The sequence below is a fragment of the Parapedobacter brassicae genome (assembly GCF_051400755.1).
In the GTDB taxonomy this organism is placed as follows: Bacteria; Bacteroidota; Bacteroidia; order Sphingobacteriales; family Sphingobacteriaceae; genus Parapedobacter.
Window position 1 is genome coordinate 161,256 of record NZ_JBLFFL010000007.1, and the last position, 17,837, is coordinate 179,092.

16 protein-coding genes are annotated in these 17,837 nt (G+C 50.8%); 3 read left to right on the top strand and 13 right to left on the bottom strand.

The window, feature by feature from the left end; translation table 11 throughout:
* Window positions 1-18: 18 nt before the first annotated feature.
* The 3 genes from ACMGDE_RS17240 to ACMGDE_RS17250 are packed head-to-tail and all read left to right on the top strand — an operon-like array spanning window position 19 to window position 2,861.
* Window positions 19-987: an FKBP-type peptidyl-prolyl cis-trans isomerase gene (locus ACMGDE_RS17240; RefSeq protein ID WP_436834066.1), complete on the top strand. Its 969-nt coding sequence runs from the start codon at window positions 19-21 to the stop codon at window positions 985-987.
* Between the two features lie 57 nt (window positions 988-1,044).
* Window positions 1,045-1,812: a TatD family hydrolase gene (locus ACMGDE_RS17245; protein ID WP_436834067.1), complete on the top strand. Its 768-nt coding sequence runs from the start codon at window positions 1,045-1,047 to the stop codon at window positions 1,810-1,812.
* 32 nt (window positions 1,813-1,844) lie between these two features.
* A complete protein-coding gene (locus ACMGDE_RS17250; RefSeq protein ID WP_436834068.1) occupies window positions 1,845-2,861 on the top strand; it encodes an asparaginase in 1,017 nt (338 codons plus the stop codon).
* 9 nt (window positions 2,862-2,870) lie between these two features.
* Here the strand turns inward: ACMGDE_RS17250 and ACMGDE_RS17255 are convergent, their stop codons facing one another.
* The 13 genes from ACMGDE_RS17255 to ACMGDE_RS17315 all read right to left on the bottom strand — a co-directional run.
* Window positions 2,871-4,181 (bottom strand): bifunctional folylpolyglutamate synthase/dihydrofolate synthase, encoded by a 1,311-nt coding sequence (locus ACMGDE_RS17255; protein WP_436834069.1) that lies wholly within the window; start codon window positions 4,179-4,181, stop codon window positions 2,871-2,873.
* A gap of 25 nt (window positions 4,182-4,206) precedes the next feature.
* The gene (locus tag ACMGDE_RS17260) at window positions 4,207-5,028 is read right to left on the bottom strand and encodes an energy transducer TonB (RefSeq protein WP_436834070.1); all 822 of its coding nucleotides are present in this window, start codon (window positions 5,026-5,028) and stop codon (window positions 4,207-4,209) included.
* A gap of 31 nt (window positions 5,029-5,059) precedes the next feature.
* Window positions 5,060-5,467: an ExbD/TolR family protein gene (locus tag ACMGDE_RS17265; RefSeq protein WP_436834071.1), complete on the bottom strand. Its 408-nt coding sequence runs from the start codon at window positions 5,465-5,467 to the stop codon at window positions 5,060-5,062.
* A 14-nt stretch (window positions 5,468-5,481) separates the two neighbouring features.
* Window positions 5,482-6,180 carry a MotA/TolQ/ExbB proton channel family protein gene (locus ACMGDE_RS17270; protein ID WP_436834072.1) on the bottom strand — a complete coding sequence of 233 codons (699 nt, stop codon included), beginning with the start codon at window positions 6,178-6,180 and terminating at the stop codon, window positions 5,482-5,484.
* 55 nt (window positions 6,181-6,235) lie between these two features.
* Window positions 6,236-7,264 (bottom strand): HU domain-containing protein, encoded by a 1,029-nt coding sequence (locus ACMGDE_RS17275; RefSeq protein WP_436834073.1) that lies wholly within the window; start codon window positions 7,262-7,264, stop codon window positions 6,236-6,238.
* 64 nt (window positions 7,265-7,328) lie between these two features.
* Window positions 7,329-9,044 carry a hypothetical protein gene (locus ACMGDE_RS17280; RefSeq protein ID WP_436834074.1) on the bottom strand — a complete coding sequence of 572 codons (1,716 nt, stop codon included), beginning with the start codon at window positions 9,042-9,044 and terminating at the stop codon, window positions 7,329-7,331.
* A 38-nt stretch (window positions 9,045-9,082) separates the two neighbouring features.
* Window positions 9,083-11,626: a tetratricopeptide repeat protein gene (locus ACMGDE_RS17285; RefSeq protein ID WP_436834075.1), complete on the bottom strand. Its 2,544-nt coding sequence runs from the start codon at window positions 11,624-11,626 to the stop codon at window positions 9,083-9,085.
* Between the two features lie 15 nt (window positions 11,627-11,641).
* A complete protein-coding gene (locus ACMGDE_RS17290; RefSeq protein WP_436834076.1) occupies window positions 11,642-14,677 on the bottom strand; it encodes a tetratricopeptide repeat protein in 3,036 nt (1,011 codons plus the stop codon).
* Window positions 14,678-14,837: 160 nt separating this feature from the next.
* Window positions 14,838-15,776 carry an aspartate carbamoyltransferase catalytic subunit gene (locus ACMGDE_RS17295; RefSeq protein WP_436834077.1) on the bottom strand — a complete coding sequence of 313 codons (939 nt, stop codon included), beginning with the start codon at window positions 15,774-15,776 and terminating at the stop codon, window positions 14,838-14,840.
* 29 nt (window positions 15,777-15,805) lie between these two features.
* On the bottom strand, window positions 15,806-16,348 hold the full coding sequence (gene pyrR / locus ACMGDE_RS17300; RefSeq protein ID WP_436834078.1) for a bifunctional pyr operon transcriptional regulator/uracil phosphoribosyltransferase PyrR: 543 nt from the start codon (window positions 16,346-16,348) through the stop codon (window positions 15,806-15,808).
* Between the two features lie 110 nt (window positions 16,349-16,458).
* Window positions 16,459-16,923: an RES family NAD+ phosphorylase gene (locus ACMGDE_RS17305; RefSeq protein WP_436834079.1), complete on the bottom strand. Its 465-nt coding sequence runs from the start codon at window positions 16,921-16,923 to the stop codon at window positions 16,459-16,461.
* 2 nt (window positions 16,924-16,925) lie between these two features.
* Window positions 16,926-17,363 carry a hypothetical protein gene (locus ACMGDE_RS17310; RefSeq protein ID WP_436834080.1) on the bottom strand — a complete coding sequence of 146 codons (438 nt, stop codon included), beginning with the start codon at window positions 17,361-17,363 and terminating at the stop codon, window positions 16,926-16,928.
* A 54-nt stretch (window positions 17,364-17,417) separates the two neighbouring features.
* Window positions 17,418-17,837, bottom strand: a 420-nt coding sequence (locus ACMGDE_RS17315; protein WP_436834081.1) for a hypothetical protein, incomplete at its 5' end; no start/stop codon positions are given.

Consider the following 17,837-nt stretch of genomic DNA (forward strand, 5'->3'; position numbering starts at 1 on the left):
TTAATTAGACAAGAAAAAATGAAGAAATCAATTTTTAGTTTAGGTCTTGCAGCAGCTGTGTTGGCGAGTGCCTGCCAGCAGTTCAAGACGGGTGAAGGGGGCTTGCAATACAGGATCGTAGACGATAACGGACAGCCGAAAGCACAAACCGGCGACATGCTTTCCGTAAACCTGATCGTAACGACCGATCGGGACTCGCTGCTTTCGAGCACCTACGATATCGGGTTGCCTCAGATCGTCAACATCGCGGCTGATTCACTCCCAGGATTGTATCCCGGCGATTACAACTCGATGTTCAAGATGCTTGGTGAAGGCGATAGCGCCATCTTCAAACTCAACCTCGATACGATGGCAGCAAAGACCATGCAACCCAAGCCGGACTTTGCCGATCATTATGTAACGTTCAACATCAAGGTAAATAAGCATTTCAAGAAAGGCGAATTGACAGATAGCGCATTATATGCGGAAGTAAACACCTATTTCGACGCCGAAATTGAAAAGCTGAAAACTGCTGAAGAAGGCAAGATCAGCAGCTATGTCAAAAAGAACAACTTGGAGCCTATGAAAACGGCCTCTGGATTGCAATACATCATCACGGAAGAAGGCAAGGGCGAAAAACCGGTGGCAGGCGATACGGTAGCGGTCAATTATACCGGTACAATGATCAGCACCGGCAAGGTGTTCGATACATCTGTGAAGGAAGTAGCTGAAAAGAACAAGATATACAACGCAATGCGGCCTTACGAACCGGCTAAATTCGCGATTGGCGTACGGCAGGTCATCCCGGGTTGGGACGAAGGACTGTTGCTGTTGCCCAAAGGCAGCAAGGCCAAGTTCATCATTCCTTCTGCATTGGGCTATGGCGAGCGTGGCGACCCACGCGGTGTCATACCGCCCTTCGCACCGTTGGTGTTCGAAGTCGAGCTTGTCGACATCCTGAAGCCGGTCGCGCAGGATACTACTGCGCAGGACACTACCGCGCAGTAATCTTCGAGAACGCCTTCCCCTTGCGGAGGGCGTTCTTGTTTTATGTATATTTGGTCCATGAGACTGGTCGATACGCATACCCACATTTATTACCTATACGGTACCCCCGAGCTAAACGCCCAACTAGAGCGCTGCTTTGCCAACGGTGTGCAGCAGCTGCTCCTGCCCAATGTAGACAGCGCATCCATCGCTAAGGTACTGGGTACGGCCGCGCAGTATCCGGACAATTGCTACGCGATGATGGGGCTACATCCTTGTGATGTAAAAGCAAACTACCTGGAGGAGCTGGCCGTCATCGAAAAGACGATACCGGAAAACGGTATCCACGGCATCGGCGAAATCGGCATTGACCTCCACTGGGACAAAACGACTTTGGCGTTGCAGCAAGAAGCCTTCCGTATACAAACCCGATGGGCCAAGGAACTCGGTCTACCTGTTTCGATCCATTGTCGGGATGCCTTTGATGAGCTCTTCCTGTTGCTGGAGGAGGTGCAGGATGGCCGGTTGACGGGGGTGCTGCATTGCTTCACCGGAAGTACCGAACAGGCCAAGCGTGCAATCTCATTGGGACTCCACTTGGGTATAGGCGGTGTGGTCACCTACAAAAACGCCGGACTGGATGCCGTGGTGGCAACACTCGACCTCGATCACATGGTCTTGGAAACCGATGCGCCGTACTTAGCGCCAGTGCCGCATCGGGGTAAGAAGAATGAAAGCAGTTACCTCTTGCTTATTGCGCAAAAAATCGCAGATTTGCGGGGCGTAGCCGTAGCCACTGTGGCCGCGACCACCACGGAAAATGCCAAACGTATTTTTGGAATATAGACCTGCACCAATGAACGCATAATACCAAGGGGATGAACAATATTTTTGTCATTTATACAGGCGGCACCATTGGAATGGTCAAAGATGATCAAAATGGCACATTTATGCCGTTTGATTTCGACCTGATTGCCAAAAATATTCCTGAACTGGGCCGTCTGAACTACAACCTGAGCGTGCACTCGTTTACGCCCATCATCGACTCATCTAACATGCAACCCGCCATATGGGTTGAAATGGCCAACATCATCAATGAAAACTACGATGCGTATGATGGGTTCGTGATCCTTCATGGTTCGGATACCATGGCATTCTCGGCATCGGCATTGAGCTTCATGCTCGAAGGATTACAGAAGCCGGTGATCCTTTCCGGATCGCAGCTGCCCATCGGAGAAATACGCACCGATGCCCGCGAGAATCTCATTACGGCCCTGGAGCTGGCCTCGGCTAAAAAAAAGGGAAAGTCACTCATCCACGAGGTCTGTATCTTCTTTGATAACAAACTCTTCCGGGGCAATCGTTCGTTCAAATATAACTCGGCCAAGTTTGAAGCATTCCGGTCCCCTAACTATCCGGTACTGGTAGAAGCCGGCGTGTACCTCAAATACAACCGGGAGGCGCTGCTGGACAATAGCGATAAGGAGTTTACGCTGCATACGCGACTAGATAACGCCATATCCGTACTCAAGTTATATCCGGGTATCAGTCCGCAGGTGGTCAAAACGATCTTGGAATCCGATGCACGGTCGGTGATCATGGAGACCTTCGGCTCGGGCAATACCACGACCGATCAATGGTTTCTCGACCTCTTGCGCTCAGCGATCCGAAGCGGCAAAAATATCCTCGATATCTCCCAATGTAAGGTGGGCAGTGTAGAGTTAGGACGCTATGAAACCAGCACATACCTCAAAGAAATGGGCGTACTGAGTGGATACGACATGACCTTCGAAGCGGCTGTCACCAAACTCATGTACCTACAGGGAGAATTCGAGAGCCAACGTGATGTGGCTTATTGGGCCGAGCGGAACATACGGGGGGAGTTGACGGCTTAGCGGCCTTGCTTAAGCCGTTGTAAAACCCATGCTGGCCAGTGCATCAGCCACGACAAACGTACTTCCGCCGATGAAGATAAGATCTTCGTTCAATGCCTGCTGTTGGGCCGCCTGAATAGCCCCCGCCACATGACCAAAGGCTTCTCCGTCTAATCCGGAACGCGCCGCCGCCGCGCGCAGCTCAACTGCCGGCAACGCCCGCGGCATATCCACCGCACAAAAGTAATATCGGGCCGTATTCGGCAGCATCGGAAGCATAGTGGTCAGATCCTTATCGCGCATCACGCCGATCACCATATGGAGCACCCGATGATCCGTTGCCTCGATATTGGCCAGTACCTCCCGCCAACCGTCTACATTATGCCCCGTGTCGCAAATGATCAACGGATCAGTTGATAGCGTCTGCCAGCGCCCCATGAGTCCCGTAAGCCGTTGCACCTGCTTCAGGGCGCTTTTGACGTGTTTATCGCCGATGACGAAACCCATCTCCCGCAGTTCATCCACGGCACTCAGCACCGTAGGAAGGTTTTTGGCTTGATAACTTCCTTTTAGGTCCAGCGCGTAAGCCTGTTCTTCGGGCGCCTGCTGTCGGGCAGCTCTCAGCTGGAGCAGATCTGCCGACCGCGTGGCCGCCGTCACCTGCCAGCGATGCGGAGCATACGTGAGTATGCTCCCCCGTTCCCGAGCCGCACGCTCAAAAACACCCGCGACCTCGGCCTGCCATTCGCCTATGATCACAGGCACACCGGATTTGATGATGCCTGCCTTTTCGGCGGCAATCTCCGGCAAGGTATCGCCCAGCATTTGGGTATGGTCAAGGCCGATGTTGGTGATGATCGAAAGCAACGGCGTGATCACGTTGGTTGAATCGATCCGGCCACCCAACCCCGTTTCGACAACGGCAATATCCACTTCTTCCTTCACGAAGTAATCAAATGCCATCGCCACGGTCACCTCAAAAAAAGAAGGCTGGATCGCCTCGATCAGGGACTGATGCTGCTTGACAAAATCGGTAACCGAGCGCTGGGATATCATGACGCCGTTTACCCGGATCCGTTCCCGGAAATCCAACAAATGAGGTGACGTATACAGGCCCGTTTTGTAGCCCGCGGCCTGTAAAATAGCGGCCAGCATGTGGGAGGTAGACCCCTTGCCATTGGTGCCCGCGATATGGACGGCTTTAAAGCGCTCTTGGGGGTTACCTAATGCGCCGCAAAGGCGCAAGGTGTTGACGAGGTCTTTCTTGAACGCCGATGCGCCATCGCGCGTAAACATAGGCAAACGCGCGTACAGGTATTCGACCGCATCCGGATAGTTCATGCGCCTGATAACAAGAAATAAGTATCTATTTGAGTTTAAATCGCACGTGCACCACCGCCTTCTGCACGGTGGGTGCCCGCTCCAGCTCGTTGAGCCGGGCGCCGCGCAGCGCTTGCTCGCATTTTTCCCACAACACCCGGTCCGGCAAGGTCGTTCCTTTTACGCCGGCTCGGGCATACGTCACCGTGCCATTCGGCGCAACATGCACTTCCACGGCTACTACGCCCGCCTGTTGACCGTTATCGTCGATCCGGGGCGGCACCACCCATCGCCTATTGGCGACGGTAAGTCCCTCGTTACCGAAGCCGGAGCCCCCTTCGCCGTAGTTGGATGCAAGCGGATCTCCTTGTTCACTGCCTTGATTGCCGCCTTCGGTTCCCGTACCATCACCCCTGCCCGGTGCATTATTACGCTTACCCGAATATAAGGCATTTGGGTTGATGGCCGGTTTGCTATCCTTCTTTTCCACGGTCGCTTCTTCGGCATTGGCTTTCTTATTCTCCTTGGCCACCACGGCGGGTGCATCCTCTAGGTCCTGGGTAACCACGCTGCGCTCGGTGACCTGTTCAGACGGGGTGGGCTGCGTCTCTTGTTCCGGGTCGATCCGGTCCGGAGGAACGTTATTGGCGTTTTCATCCTTCGATGCCTCATCCACCGTCATGTAGTCGTCGCCCATCCCGGTTGGGTCCGTACCATAATTGACAATAATTCCGCCCGTCCCGATTTCCGGAAACGCCGATCCAATCATGATCAGGAAACTGATCAGCACCAATGCCCCCATCACAGCGCTCGAGATCCACAGCGCCTTGGGATAATTATTGTCTTCCTGTATGTGATAATAACTCATGGTATCAACACAAATATACGAAATATACCGTTTATTCTCGTATTGGTTCCGTAGCCAATACGAGTCGTATTTTTAATTTATTGGCCACATCCATGACCGAAATCACGTTCTGAATGGGCACCGTACTGTCTGCATAAAGCATGATGGTCAGTTCCTCACCCGGCTGCACTTGCGCTTGTATCGCGCTCAGCAGGTTATCATAAGGCACTTCCTGTTTATCGAGGTAGTACTTCAAATCCTCGGTGACCGACACGGTCAATGTCTTTTTAGCCACCGACTGCTCTCCGGCGCTCGACCGCGGCAGCAGCAATTTCACTACCTGGGGATTGGAAACGGCGGACGCCAGCAGAAAAAACAACATCAGGAAAAACATGATGTCATTCAACGAATCCGTAAAGACCCGGATTTCCGATTTACCTCGTTTTGCTCTTAAATTCATGGCACGATAACTAATTACGAGCCGGGCTCATCCAGCAGGTCAACAAACTCTATTGCATTGGTTTCGATGCGAAGAATCAAGCGCTCGAGCATCGTATTCAACACATGATAGCCCGCAAATGCCAAGATTCCGATGGTCAACCCGGCTGCCGATGCGATCATCTTCACATACAACCCGCCCGATACACTCGCAATATCGATGCCACCCGCAGCTTCCACATCCCGGAAGATGATGATTACCCCGAAGATCGTACCGACGAAACCCAACATGGGCGCAATGGCCGAAATGATGCTCAATAAGTTGAGGTTCTTCTCCAGCCGGGCCACTTCCAGTTTGCCCACGTTTTCGATGGCCCCTTCGATATCCTTGATGGGCCTGCCGATCCGTAGCAATCCCTTTTCCAGCATCCGTCCCAATCCGCTGTTACTGGCCCGGCAAATCGATAACGCAGAGTCCAGCCGCCCCGAAAGCACACTTTGCTTGACGTGTGACATCAGGCTCGGATCGTATTTAGAGGCCTTTTTGATGGTCAGATAGCGCTCAACAAAGATCACCAATGTGGCAAACAGCAACAGCGCCAGCGGAATCATGATCCACCCGGCCTTAAATAACAGCCCGATTAAGCTTATTCGTTCATCTGCAAGTGCTACGGTTTGCTGCGCAGCGCCTCCGAGCGTATCAAGCGGAAAAATAGTATCTTGTAATAGTGACATAAATGAATGGTATGATTTTTCTAATTGTTTTTAATCCGTATTTTCTTCGATCGATTTAGTTGTGCTCTATTTTGGCGATCCAGGCAGTCGGTTCGAAATTCTTCTGCACCCGTTTCAATTCCCGATAGGCCTCTTCCTCCGTTGTGAATGATGCCCAGCTTACCTTTTTCCGGTTGCCCGGCATCCGGCTCTCGAGGGCCTCAAGATCATATCCTTTGGCGTTCATTGTTTTCACATACTGCTTCGCTTCAGCCATCGTGTTAAATGAGCCCACAATAATTTCGTAGGTAACGGAGGGCTTCGGCTTCGCGGCCGGTGCAACGGTCGCACTGTCTGCCAACACCCGGCCGCCCGCCAGCGAATCGACGACAGCCGAATCGACGGCGATAGAATCGGTCGCTGTCGGAAGCCCCTGTCCGGTTGGTCCGTCGCCGCTATCACGGTTTTTTGGATCCGCCACTCCGCCTTGCTGTTCTTGGGCTACGCCTGTTTGCGCAGACTTTCCTGCTTTGTAATACCAGGCAACACCAACAGCGCTTATCAGCACCAACAATGCCGCAGCTGCGATCCACCACGCCTTGCGGCTTTTCGTTACATATACTTCATCCGATAGGACAGCAGCCGGCTCCACTTGCTCCGTTGCCCGTTCGGGCGTCGCTGTCACCTCTTCGCCCGGTGTCTCCCTTTCCGGTGCTGCTTGTTCCTTTACAGGCTTCCATCCGAAGCCACCCGTCTCGAACGGCTTCAGCACAAACGATGCTCCGTCCGCCAGCAGGTAACCTAACCCATCCAACAACGCTTGTCCACGGCGGCTGATCGTCTCCATGACTTCATCCACCGCACGTTCCAGCAGTTGCTTAGCCGTGTCCTCATCTACCTGACGCTGGACTTGCAGATACGTGATGAGGGAAAAGGCCTCTTGTTGCCCGTCCGTTAATTCAATGTGCGTCGCCGGCGGTAAAAAAGCCGAGGTATCCTGGTGGTATGAGGCCGGGATATGTCTTTTGGCGAACACGCCGATGCCCGGTACCGCTACAGCTGGGTATCTCCTCAACAAATTCGCTATGCACAACCCTAAATTCATCAATCTGCCTTCCCAATCGGGTACAAAAATAAAATTAATACCTTAAACGTTAGAATGAAAACCGTTAGAATGAAAAATTAACGCCACCAATGACGTTTAGGCCCAATCTCGGATAAAACAGGTAACGTTCGTAATTGGTGCCCAGCATATTATTCAATCGCACATAAATCCCGATACGGTCAGTCGCACGATATTCCGCGCCGGCACTCAGGTCGGCGAATGATGGAATGGTGGTCTTGCGTGCGCCCGTATCGCCCATTTCCGTGATCGCATACGTTCCAAGGTCCACATTCTCGTCGCGAACCAATCCATAGGTTTGCCCCTGAAACAGGAGTTCCCCATCGATATACAGCTTATCACTGATGTTAAAACGCGCATTGGCAGACAACCTCATCTTCGGCGTATACCAGGCTTCTTCTTCACGTTGCAGGTCAAATTCGTTAAAATTTACCTTCCCTCCGATCGTCACCACTTCCGAAACGCGCACATTCAGCTCACCTTCCAATCCGACGACGGTACTCGCGTTTTCACCATCCTCATAGATCAGGTTAAACGCATAGGGCGTACCCGGAGCGATCGCATAGAACGGCATGCTTTCAATACGCCTGTAAAAGGCTTTCACCTTATAGCCAAAAGTAGCTCCCGCATTACCTTTAATTCCTCCAAACACATGCATGCGATCGACGGAATTGCGGATGGGGCTCTCCCCGCCCAATGTGCCCAACCAGGGATTCTCCCTGGTCAGCTCCCGTACGGATGTTTTATTCACATCACCGGTGATCCCCCCGAAAATATGGAAGAATTGCGGAACCAATGCAAAATCGATTTCGGCCGAAGGAAAGATGTTTGTCCGCGATGAGTCGCCGAATTCGGCGACAAAGTTGGCTCCCAGCGTAATGTTATAGTTCGGTCCTTGAAACCGTATGTACGGATTGACCCGGGCAATATGGTTAGCAAGTTCATAAGAAGCATCATTCACCGACGTAAAGTCGCCTGAAATGTTAGCCCCGACATTGAACACGTTGATCTGCTTATTCAGGTAACCGGATAAGGCGAACGAATTTTCCTTCGTTTCATAAGCGTTGCTGTAGGCATACGCGTCGGCCTTTAATGAATAGCTAAAGGCATCGGTGGCTTGCTCATCATGGTTGCTGGTCAGTTCGCCCGTAAAATAAATATCGTTAAATGTTTGCTTGGCAGGGTCTGCATTCAGGCTGGCTCCGGTCGTGTCACTCACCAAGCCATAGAATCGGGTTCCATACCGGCTATACCCCACCTCACCATCCAGCGTGACCGGTCCCAAGATGGTGCGGCCAAACACCCCGATTTGCTGTGACGAAAATCGCTGCTGCTCAATCGTCCCCTGTTGGTTCAAATGCTTCACATATCCACCCAGTCGTGTATCCACCCAATAATCCGAACTCAAGTATACCTCCCCGAGCACGGTTCCCAGATTACCGGCCCCGATTTTCACATAGTTGTTCGTCAGCGTTTCCGCACGGGTAAACGGCATCTCTTGAATGGTCAGCTGTTTGGTCCCGGTATTGATATCCAGCTTCTTGTCCAGGATGCTATATGTCAATTTGGGCTGGTACTGGCGCTTGTTGCTCATATCTGGGCTACGCCGTATCTTTACCGCATCAGCCAATACGGGACGGTAATCACGTACCACCTCGATGGAATCAATAGTAGCAGGCTTCTCGTCCTTCTGTTCTTCCTGTGCATAGCCCATCATGAGCATGCCCGAAAAAACCCCTGTAAACAAATACCTGTAGCGCATTGATGTTTGAAAGATCATAAGTTATTTATTCCTGTTACTTATTGTTCAACTTTTGTAGCATTCAGCTTTTGCAACCGCTCCTTCGCGGAAATGATGATGCCATCCTCATCCGCTTCATAGTTTTCGATGATGCTCTCCAGCGTGCTCTTTGCCTGAAAATCATCACCTTTTCCAGCATAAGCGTCGGCGAGCAAGATAAAGCTCTTGGCCACCCAGTAGTCATGCGAAGCCATGTTATTGATCACATCGAACGCCGATTCGATCGCCTTATCATATTCCTTCCCTTCATATTGCAACTGGCCAACCAGATACCGTGCCTCGGCACCCACCGCAGTCTGGCTCTTCAATGCAGCCAGGTTCAGCTCTTTCATGGCAGTCTTCGTGTCTTTCTGTTTCAGCAGCGCATGCGCCGTATACAGGTTCGCCCTGGCGATGTCCTCCTCTGACAAACGGTCACTTTCCTTGATGAGTCTGGCGTACATCACCACCATTTCCTGGTCGCCGACCTCAGAATAGCACCTCATGAGATTAGTTACCGCATAGCCATAGTTGGCTTCGGAAGTGAGCTCCAGCTTCTTCAGGTGCACGATCGCTTCATTGTATTCTTTGAGCCCCAGATACAGTTCGGCTACCGTCAGCAAGGTGTTTTCCGTGTACTGGCTGGTCCAATCGTTCAGAATGATGTTCAGGTCATGCAAGGCCTCTTTCGGATGGCCTGTTTTGTACAAGCTTACCCCCCGTATGTACCGCGCATGCTTCTCCTGTATAGGCTTCGGAAATTTGTCAAAATAAGCGTTGATGGCCTCCACCGCGCCTTGATACTCGCCCCTAGCAAACAGTGTATGCGCCGCCTGGAAGGCCAGGTTATCCTGCTCCGCTGTCGAAAGATTACTGATATTGGTGCCGGTGGCGTAGTTGACATATCCCGATGCGTCGCCGCTGTCCAGATAAATGTTTTCGATCGAGCGCAGCGCCTGGCCGGCTTCATCCGTGGTGGCGTGCTCCTCCACCACCTTCCGGAAGGTGGCCATGGCCGCCTCCGTATTGTCCGCATTGTATTGAACGAGACCGATCGTCATCAGTGCCCTGGGGACATAGCTGCTGCGCGGATATTTCTCGATCATCTGTTGTAGTCCCTCAATGGCCGTATCGTAATCACCCATGGTGAAATACGTATAGGGCACTTCGAAGGCCACGTCATCTGCATAGTTTGAGTTGGGGAACTGTTCGATAACCGAGTGCAGGGTGGCGAGTTTCATCTCATTATCGCCCTGCAATCCCTGGATGATCCCACGCTGGAACAGTGCATAGTCCTCCTGATTGGGAGCCTTACTGTTGATCAGCTGGTCATAATACTGGTTGGCCTGGCCATAATTGCGCATGGATAAATACGAATCGCCGAGACGGGCGATGATATCATTTCGTACATTTTCTTCCATCGAACTTCCATCGGTAGACAAAAAAAGTTCAAAATAGCTGGCCGCTGTATTGAAACTGTTATTGCGGAATGCCGCATACGCCAGTGCATAGTTGGCATAACTGTACACATCGGTGTTGCGGGCAGCGGGGAGACGCAGAAAACGAGAGAAATTCTGCACGGCCTCTCCGTACTTGCGCACCTCGTACATGGCTTCAGCCTTCCAATAGGTGGCCAACGCAGCGATCTCAGGATCAATCGGATATTTCTCTGACCGCATGAACAGGGAGATGCTGTTTTCAAATGCCCGCTCGTTGTAAAACTCCAATCCGCGGTAATATGTCACCTTTTGGTAGATCATGTCGGTTTCCCTGTCCCTATTGCTGAACGATTCCAGCATATTTACGGCTGCCTGAAAATTGCTCGTACCCGATAGGATCTCAGCCAACAGGAGTTCGGGAGTCTCCGTTTTTTCAGCATCCGGAGCGGTATTCGCATATTGGGCAACATATTCCCGGGCGACTTCCAGGGCAACCTGGGCGGAGTCCAATTCATATAAGATTTTGGCATAATTAAACAGCCCATCCATTTTCAACGCTTGGTCAAAATCCAGTTCGGATGCTTTGACAAACGCATTCCGCGCGCGTTGTTTATCGCCGGTTTCCAGGAAAATATTACCCAAAGCAATCATCGAGCTCTGGTAAAAGGCATCCGAAGTCTCCAGTCGCTCTAAGATGGCTTTCGCTCTTTCGTATTCGCCATTCTGGTAGGCCAAGTGGCCGATGCGGTAGTTATCTATATTACTACGTGTTGCGTCCTGGTGCCGTTCTTGCAATTTACCGTAATAAGGTTTTCTGAATTCGTTCTTTGCAAAATAAGTGGTAGCGGCAATCCGGCGCAGCTCGGTCTCAAGCGCTTGCCGGTCGATACCCATATCCGGGCTTCGGCGAATCTTTACGGCATCCGCCAATATAGGCCGGTAGTCGCGTACGACATCGATCGAATCGAACGTGACGGGTTCTCTGTCCCCTTCACTTGGCCGTTGTTCTTCCTGCTGCTTCGGTTCCAGCTGTTTTTCTTCTTCCTGCGCATAACCTACAGCGAGTAAGACCGAAAAAATCCCGGTAAGCAGGTATTTATAGCCGATCGATTCTTGCGTTATCATCGTTCGTTTAAATTCCTATTCCTTATTATTGAGCTTTTGCAGACGCTCCTTCGCGGAGATGATGATGTCATCCTCATCCCCCTCATAGTTTTCGATGATGCTCTCCAGCGTGCTCTTTGCCTGAAAATCATCACCTTTTCCCGCATAAGCATCGGCAAGCAAGATAAAGCTCTTGGCCACCCAATAGTCATGCGAAGCCATGTTATTGATCACATTGAACGCCGATTCGATAGCTTTATCGTACTCCTTCGCTTCATATTGCAGCTGGCCGGTCAGGTAGCGCGCCTCAGCACCGACTACGGTCTGGCTTTTCAACGAGGCGAGGTTCAATTCCTTCTCCGCCGATGCCACATTTTGTTGCCGTAGCATCGCCTTTGCCGCATAGAGATGCGCCTTGGCAAGATCCTCCTCCGAAGAACGATCGTATTTCTTGATCAGCTCGGCATACTTGATCACCTGCTCCATGTCGTTGATCTCAAAGTAGCAGACCAGAAGGTTGTTTACGGCATAGCCGTAGTTTTCCTTATATTCAGAGGTAAGCTCCAGTTTTTTCAGGTGCACGATCGCTTCGTTGTATTGTTTGAGCCCCAGATACAGTTCGGCTACCGTCAGCAAGGTGTTTTCCGTGTACTGGCTGGTCCAATCGTTCAGAATGATGTTCAGGTCATGCAAGGCCTCTTTTGGGTGTTCCGTTTTATAGAGGCTCACCCCCCGTATGTACCGCGCATGCTTCTCCTGTATAGGCTTCGGAAATTTATCGAAATAAGCGTTGATGGCCTCCACCGCGCCTTGATACTCACCCCTTGCAAACAACGTATGCGCCGCCTGGAAGGCCAGGTTATCCTGCTCCGCTTTAGAAAGATCGCCAATATTGGTACTGGTGGCATAATTGATATAACCTGACGCATCGCCGCGGTCCAAATAAATATTTTCTATCGAGCGGATGGCCTGCCGCGCTTCATCGGTAGTCGCGTGCTCCTCCACTACCTTCCGGAAGGTGGCCATGGCCCCCTCTGTATCGTCCTTATTGTATTGAACGAGACCGATCGTCATCAATGCCCGCGGGGCGTAGCTGCTGCGCGGATATTTCTCGATCATCTGCTGCAGCCCGGCTATCGCTGTGTCATAGTCACCCGTGGTGAAGTAGGTATACGGAATCTCAAACGCCACGTCATCTGCATAGTTTGAGTTGGGGAATTGTTCGATAACCGAACGTAACGTACTTAATTTTGCTTCGTTATTGCCCTGCAACCCCTGAATAATGCCCCGCTGGAATAAGGCATAGTCCTGGCTAGGGGCCTTACTGTTGATCAGCCGGTCATAATATTGCATGGCCCGGCCGTAGTTGCGCATGGAGAAATACGAGTCGCCGAGGCGGGCAATGGCATCATTGCGCACATTAGGCTCGATGGCATTGCCACCGGTTGATAGGAAGCGTTCGAAATAATTAGCGGCTGTATTGAAGCTATTGTTGCGGAAGGCCGCATATGCCAATGCATAGTTGGCATAACTATATACATCTGTATTCCGGGCGGCGGGCAGCCGCAGGAACCGTGAAAAATTCTGCACCGCCTCTCCGAACTTGCGCACCTCGTACATGGCCTCAGCCTTCCAATAGGTTGCCAACGCAGCGATCTCCGGATCAATCGGATATTGCTCCGACCGCATGAAGAGCGATATGCTGTTTTCAAACGCCCGTTCGTTGTAAAACTCCAACCCCCGATAGTAGGTTACCTTTTGATAAGCCGCGTCAGCTTCCGAACCGCGATTATCGATCGACTCCAGAATATCGACCGCTGCCCGATAGTTGCTGGTCCCCAGCAAGGTCTCTGCATAAAGTGTCTTGGCCTCTTCAAGCCGTTTGTTATTCGGGTAGGTTTTCAGGTATTCGGTCACCGCATCCAACGCCACTTGATGAAATTCAAGCTCGTAAGACAGTTTCGCATAATTAAACAGCCCTTCCTCTTTCATCGACGGATCGAAATCCAGCTTAGAGGCCATAAAGAACGCATTGCGCGCGCTTTGCTTGTCACCCGTTTTCAAGAAGGCATCTCCCAGCGCGATCATGGCACTCTGATAATAGGCGTCCTGATCCTCCACCTTCTGCAATTCGGCGATCGCTTCCTCGTAATTACCCGTTTTATAGGCGATATAACCAATTTGGTAACTATCCTGGTTGTTTTGCGTCTTGCCCTGATCGGCCGCTTGGAACTTGTCGTAATATTCCTTTGCCTTCTCAAAATCATTCTTGGCAAAATACGTAGCCGCCACAATGCGGAACATATCGGTCTCATGCGCCTGATCGGTGCTTTCCAATATCGGCAGCGCATATTCCAGTACATCATCATACCGGTTGTCCAGGTAATACAGCGCGGTGATATAATATGGATAAGTAGCCTCGTAGGTCTTGGACCCCTTCAGTTTCTCAAATTCCGTCAATGCCGTTTTAAAGTCCCGGTCCAGGTAGCTTAGGTAGGCGTAGTAATAAATGGAAGCTTCCTGATAGGTTCCGTTTTCATCCTTAAGCTGCTCGAAAATCGGTTTTGCTGATGCATAATCATCCATCATGAAAAAGGAGTACGCCTGTTTGTACCGAAATTCCTTGTTTTCTCCCCCGGCCAGGTTGCGGCTATCCAGTCGACTGAACCACTCCAGTGTTTTCTCGTAATCCTTCTTCGCAAAATAAGACCGGCCAACCTGAAAATAGGCAGCCTTTGAATTTGCACTCGCGGGATAATCTTCTATATAGTTCAGGAATTGGCTTTCAGCATCTGACTCCCCAAGCTCCAGTGCACAGACCGCTTGGTAGAAGCGGGTGTTCTCCTTGAGCAGGGTCAATTCTACATGTTCATCCTTCTGTAGTGTCGAAGTTATCCGGATGTCCTCTAGCTTATCGAAATGCTTGGCAGCAGCAGCATATTTCCCTTTTTCATAAAGTTCCATCCCCGTTTTGTATGCCTGATTAACCGCCTGCCATGCGCTCTGCTGGGCCAAGGCGGATGATGCCAGCAAACTGAATCCTATGCTTAGCTGATAAATCCGTTTAAACATGCCGTCAAATTAGTCTATTGTTTTTTCCTCAATTTCTTACAAAGTTGGGGCCATAAAATACACCTACCCCAATTTAACTTGCTAAGTTAGCGGGAAACCGCAACGTTTTCCTCAAAAGTTGTCCACAAATGTTAATAACGTCCTCCAAGGGGGGATTCGCTTATCCGCGGCTACCGGCAAGCAGGTACAATACAGCCATCCGAATAGCCACCCCATTTTCCACCTGGTCGAGGATAATCGAATGGTGGCTATCCGCCACGTCGCTGGTGATTTCCACACCCCTGTTTATCGGACCCGGGTGCATGATGATGATTTCCTTATCAAGCGAATCGAGCAGCTGCTTATTCAACCCATAGAGCATGGAATATTCCCGCAGAGACGGGAAATAAGCGATATCTTGGCGTTCCAGTTGGATGCGCAGCATATTGGCCACATCGCACCACTTCAGCGCATTCATCAAATTGTATTCTACCTGCACACCCAGCGAGGAGATATACTTGGGTATCAACGTAGTGGGGCCGCATACCATTACCTCCGCGCCCAGTTTGCGGAGACACAGAATATTTGACAGGGCCACCCGCGAATGTAAGATATCGCCGATGATGGCTATTTTCTTGCCGGCTACATCGCCAAACCGTTCGCGAATGGAAAAAGCATCCAGCAATGCTTGGGTAGGATGTTCATGCGCACCATCCCCGGCGTTGACGATCTGGGCGTTCACATGCTTGCTCAGGAAGATGCCGGCGCCCGGGTACGGATGGCGCATCACGACCATGTCTACCTTCATCGCCAGGATATTGTTGACCGTGTCGATGAGCGTTTCCCCTTTGCTTACCGAAGAAGAAGATGCCGCAAAATTGATCGTATCGGCAGAAAGCCGTTTTTCCGCCAATTCAAAGGACAGTCGCGTACGCGTCGAATTCTCAAAAAAAACATTGGCAATGGTGATGTCGCGCAAGGAGGGAACTTTCTTGATCGGGCGGTTGAGCACATCCTTGAAATTGTCGGCCGTCTCGAAAATCAACTGAATATCTTCCTCATTGAGGTCCTTGATCCCCAGAAGGTGACGCGTATGGAGTTGCCTTGTTGCTGCTGTCATAGAATGCAAAAAAGATCCTATTAATTTTCTTATTCTGTCAGTAATGTAATCCGATCGTGCGCATCCACTTCCTTCCACCCCACCATCACCCGCTGGGAGTCTATCGAATCCACCTGTATTCCGATATAATCCGGTTCGATGGGCAGTTGCCGCGAAAAACGGCGATCTACCAGTACCAACAGCTCTATCTTCGCCGGGCGGCCGAATGCCTGTAGCGCATCCATCGCTGCACGGATGGTCCTGCCCGTCCACAGCACATCGTCCATCAGGATGACCCGCTTGCCTTCTACAATGAAATCGATGTGTGTACTGCTGGGCACCAATGGGCCGCTGTCTTTCCGCCGGAAATCGTCACGGAAGAAGGTGATGTCCAGTTCGCCATAAGCAACGGTGGATACCCCTTGTATCAGCTTCAGCTCTTCGACAATTCGCCTTCCAAGATAGATGCCCCGGGACTGAATACCGATAATGACCGAATCGGAGAAGTCGGCATGGTTCTCGATCAATTGGTGGCAGAGCCGCTGGATCGTGATCTGGAATTTTTGACCTTCCAATAATATAGATTGCTTCATTCGAAAATAACCTGTCTCTTATCCGCCTCGTGGAATCTTCGGGCACGGTATCCGGCACAAACCTACTACAATTTTTTGATTTTATATTGCCCCCGTATGTATATTTTTCCCTAGGCCAATCGATCCAATAGCCTCAAATCGATGTGGAATGTAGCGGGTTTGGAAAATTTTACCTTGTCGAAATCAGTCGCCTGTGGATTGATAATGACATTGCGTTCGGACGGCACGATGACCGAAGGAACCGAGAAGGCCAGAATAGAAGATTCCCCCAGTATCTGCTCACCCAACCATTGCGAATAGTCAATCCGCTGTGCCCAATTTTTATCGAGCTGGGCGGCGTCGGTATGGTATATATATCCCTTTCCTTCCGGCACCTCAATCTGCAACAGCATGAGATCACCCATACCTTCCCTACCACTGGCATGTACAAATTTCTCCAAAAGGGCCAACGAAAGATGGGCACTGCCGTATAAACAGGACACCCCTTTGGGATTCCAACGCCCGCCGTAAAGGCGAGCCCCTTCTCCGGCAGTATCCATGATATAATGACGATGGGCCAATCGGTAAACCTTCATGCTCAACTATATATCCCGTAGGCCATGCGGCCAAGCTCGTCGACGATGAGTTGCACTCCGCCAAATGAGCGCAGCGCAGCGAAATCAATGCTTTTATCCAAGATGGATTTAGGGACACGAAGCCAGGCCTCGAATGCTTCTGCACTGCTGAAAATCGACTGGCCGATGTTGGCCAAGGCATCGATTTGGCACAAGTGTTCGGCATGCAGGCCTTCAAACGGTTTTTGGTCTTTGAGGTACCGCTGCAAGGTGCGATGGCTGATATGCAGAATATCCGCCCACTCCTGCTGCGTAAATGGCAGTTTCCTGTTTAACGCTTCGAATTGGGGTATTGAAAATGATCCGGTTTGGGCCGAAGAAAGATAGATCATCGCCGGCTCGGCCGCGGTCAAGATATCAGGCTTATGACCTTGGGGCATGTCGTATCGGATATTGTTCATTTTTATTGCCTTTTGTCGTTCAAATATACGACAAAATTCCAAAGATTGAAATTTTTATTCTTGGTTATTCTTTTTGGATTTTTTCTGTTTCAGGGCTTTCACGTCGTTTTCAAATTTTTCACGGAGGGCTTTGTATTCTGGAGAATTGTAGTGCTCGGCTTCGGCCGCGATATCGTCCCACTGTTTCTTCCATTCGTCAGACTCAAACACCTTTTGCAGGGAGTCAGCCATTCCCTTGAATTTCCATTGGTTGGCCTCCCACTGTTTTTTCCATTCGTCAGACTCAAACACCTTTTGCAGGGAATCAGCCATCCCCTCGAATTTCCATTGGTTGGCCTCCCACTGTTTTTTCCATTCGTCGGACTCAAACACCTTTTGCAGGGAATCAGCCATCCCCTTGAATTTCCATTGGTTGGCCTCCCACTGTTTTTTCCATTCGTCAGACTCAAACACCTTTTGCAGGGAATCAGCCAT

What these genes read in the sequence shown, in the direction of transcription:
- ACMGDE_RS17240 (WP_436834066.1), top strand. Translation starts at nt 19, where the DNA reads ATGAAGAAATCAATTTTTAGTTTAGGTCTTGCAGCAGCTGTGTTGGCG.
- ACMGDE_RS17245 (WP_436834067.1), top strand. Translation starts at nt 1,045, where the DNA reads ATGAGACTGGTCGATACGCATACCCACATTTATTACCTATACGGTACC.
- ACMGDE_RS17250 (WP_436834068.1), top strand. Translation starts at nt 1,845, where the DNA reads ATGAACAATATTTTTGTCATTTATACAGGCGGCACCATTGGAATGGTC.
- ACMGDE_RS17255 (WP_436834069.1), bottom strand. Translation starts at nt 4,181, where the DNA reads ATGAACTATCCGGATGCGGTCGAATACCTGTACGCGCGTTTGCCTATG.
- ACMGDE_RS17260 (WP_436834070.1), bottom strand. Translation starts at nt 5,028, where the DNA reads ATGAGTTATTATCACATACAGGAAGACAATAATTATCCCAAGGCGCTG.
- ACMGDE_RS17265 (WP_436834071.1), bottom strand. Translation starts at nt 5,467, where the DNA reads ATGAATTTAAGAGCAAAACGAGGTAAATCGGAAATCCGGGTCTTTACG.
- ACMGDE_RS17270 (WP_436834072.1), bottom strand. Translation starts at nt 6,180, where the DNA reads ATGTCACTATTACAAGATACTATTTTTCCGCTTGATACGCTCGGAGGC.
- ACMGDE_RS17275 (WP_436834073.1), bottom strand. Translation starts at nt 7,264, where the DNA reads ATGAATTTAGGGTTGTGCATAGCGAATTTGTTGAGGAGATACCCAGCT.
- ACMGDE_RS17280 (WP_436834074.1), bottom strand. Translation starts at nt 9,044, where the DNA reads ATGCGCTACAGGTATTTGTTTACAGGGGTTTTTTCGGGCATGCTCATG.
- ACMGDE_RS17285 (WP_436834075.1), bottom strand. Translation starts at nt 11,626, where the DNA reads ATGATAACGCAAGAATCGATCGGCTATAAATACCTGCTTACCGGGATT.
- ACMGDE_RS17290 (WP_436834076.1), bottom strand. Translation starts at nt 14,677, where the DNA reads ATGTTTAAACGGATTTATCAGCTAAGCATAGGATTCAGTTTGCTGGCA.
- ACMGDE_RS17295 (WP_436834077.1), bottom strand. Translation starts at nt 15,776, where the DNA reads ATGACAGCAGCAACAAGGCAACTCCATACGCGTCACCTTCTGGGGATC.
- pyrR (WP_436834078.1), bottom strand. Translation starts at nt 16,348, where the DNA reads ATGAAGCAATCTATATTATTGGAAGGTCAAAAATTCCAGATCACGATC.
- ACMGDE_RS17305 (WP_436834079.1), bottom strand. Translation starts at nt 16,923, where the DNA reads ATGAAGGTTTACCGATTGGCCCATCGTCATTATATCATGGATACTGCC.
- ACMGDE_RS17310 (WP_436834080.1), bottom strand. Translation starts at nt 17,363, where the DNA reads ATGAACAATATCCGATACGACATGCCCCAAGGTCATAAGCCTGATATC.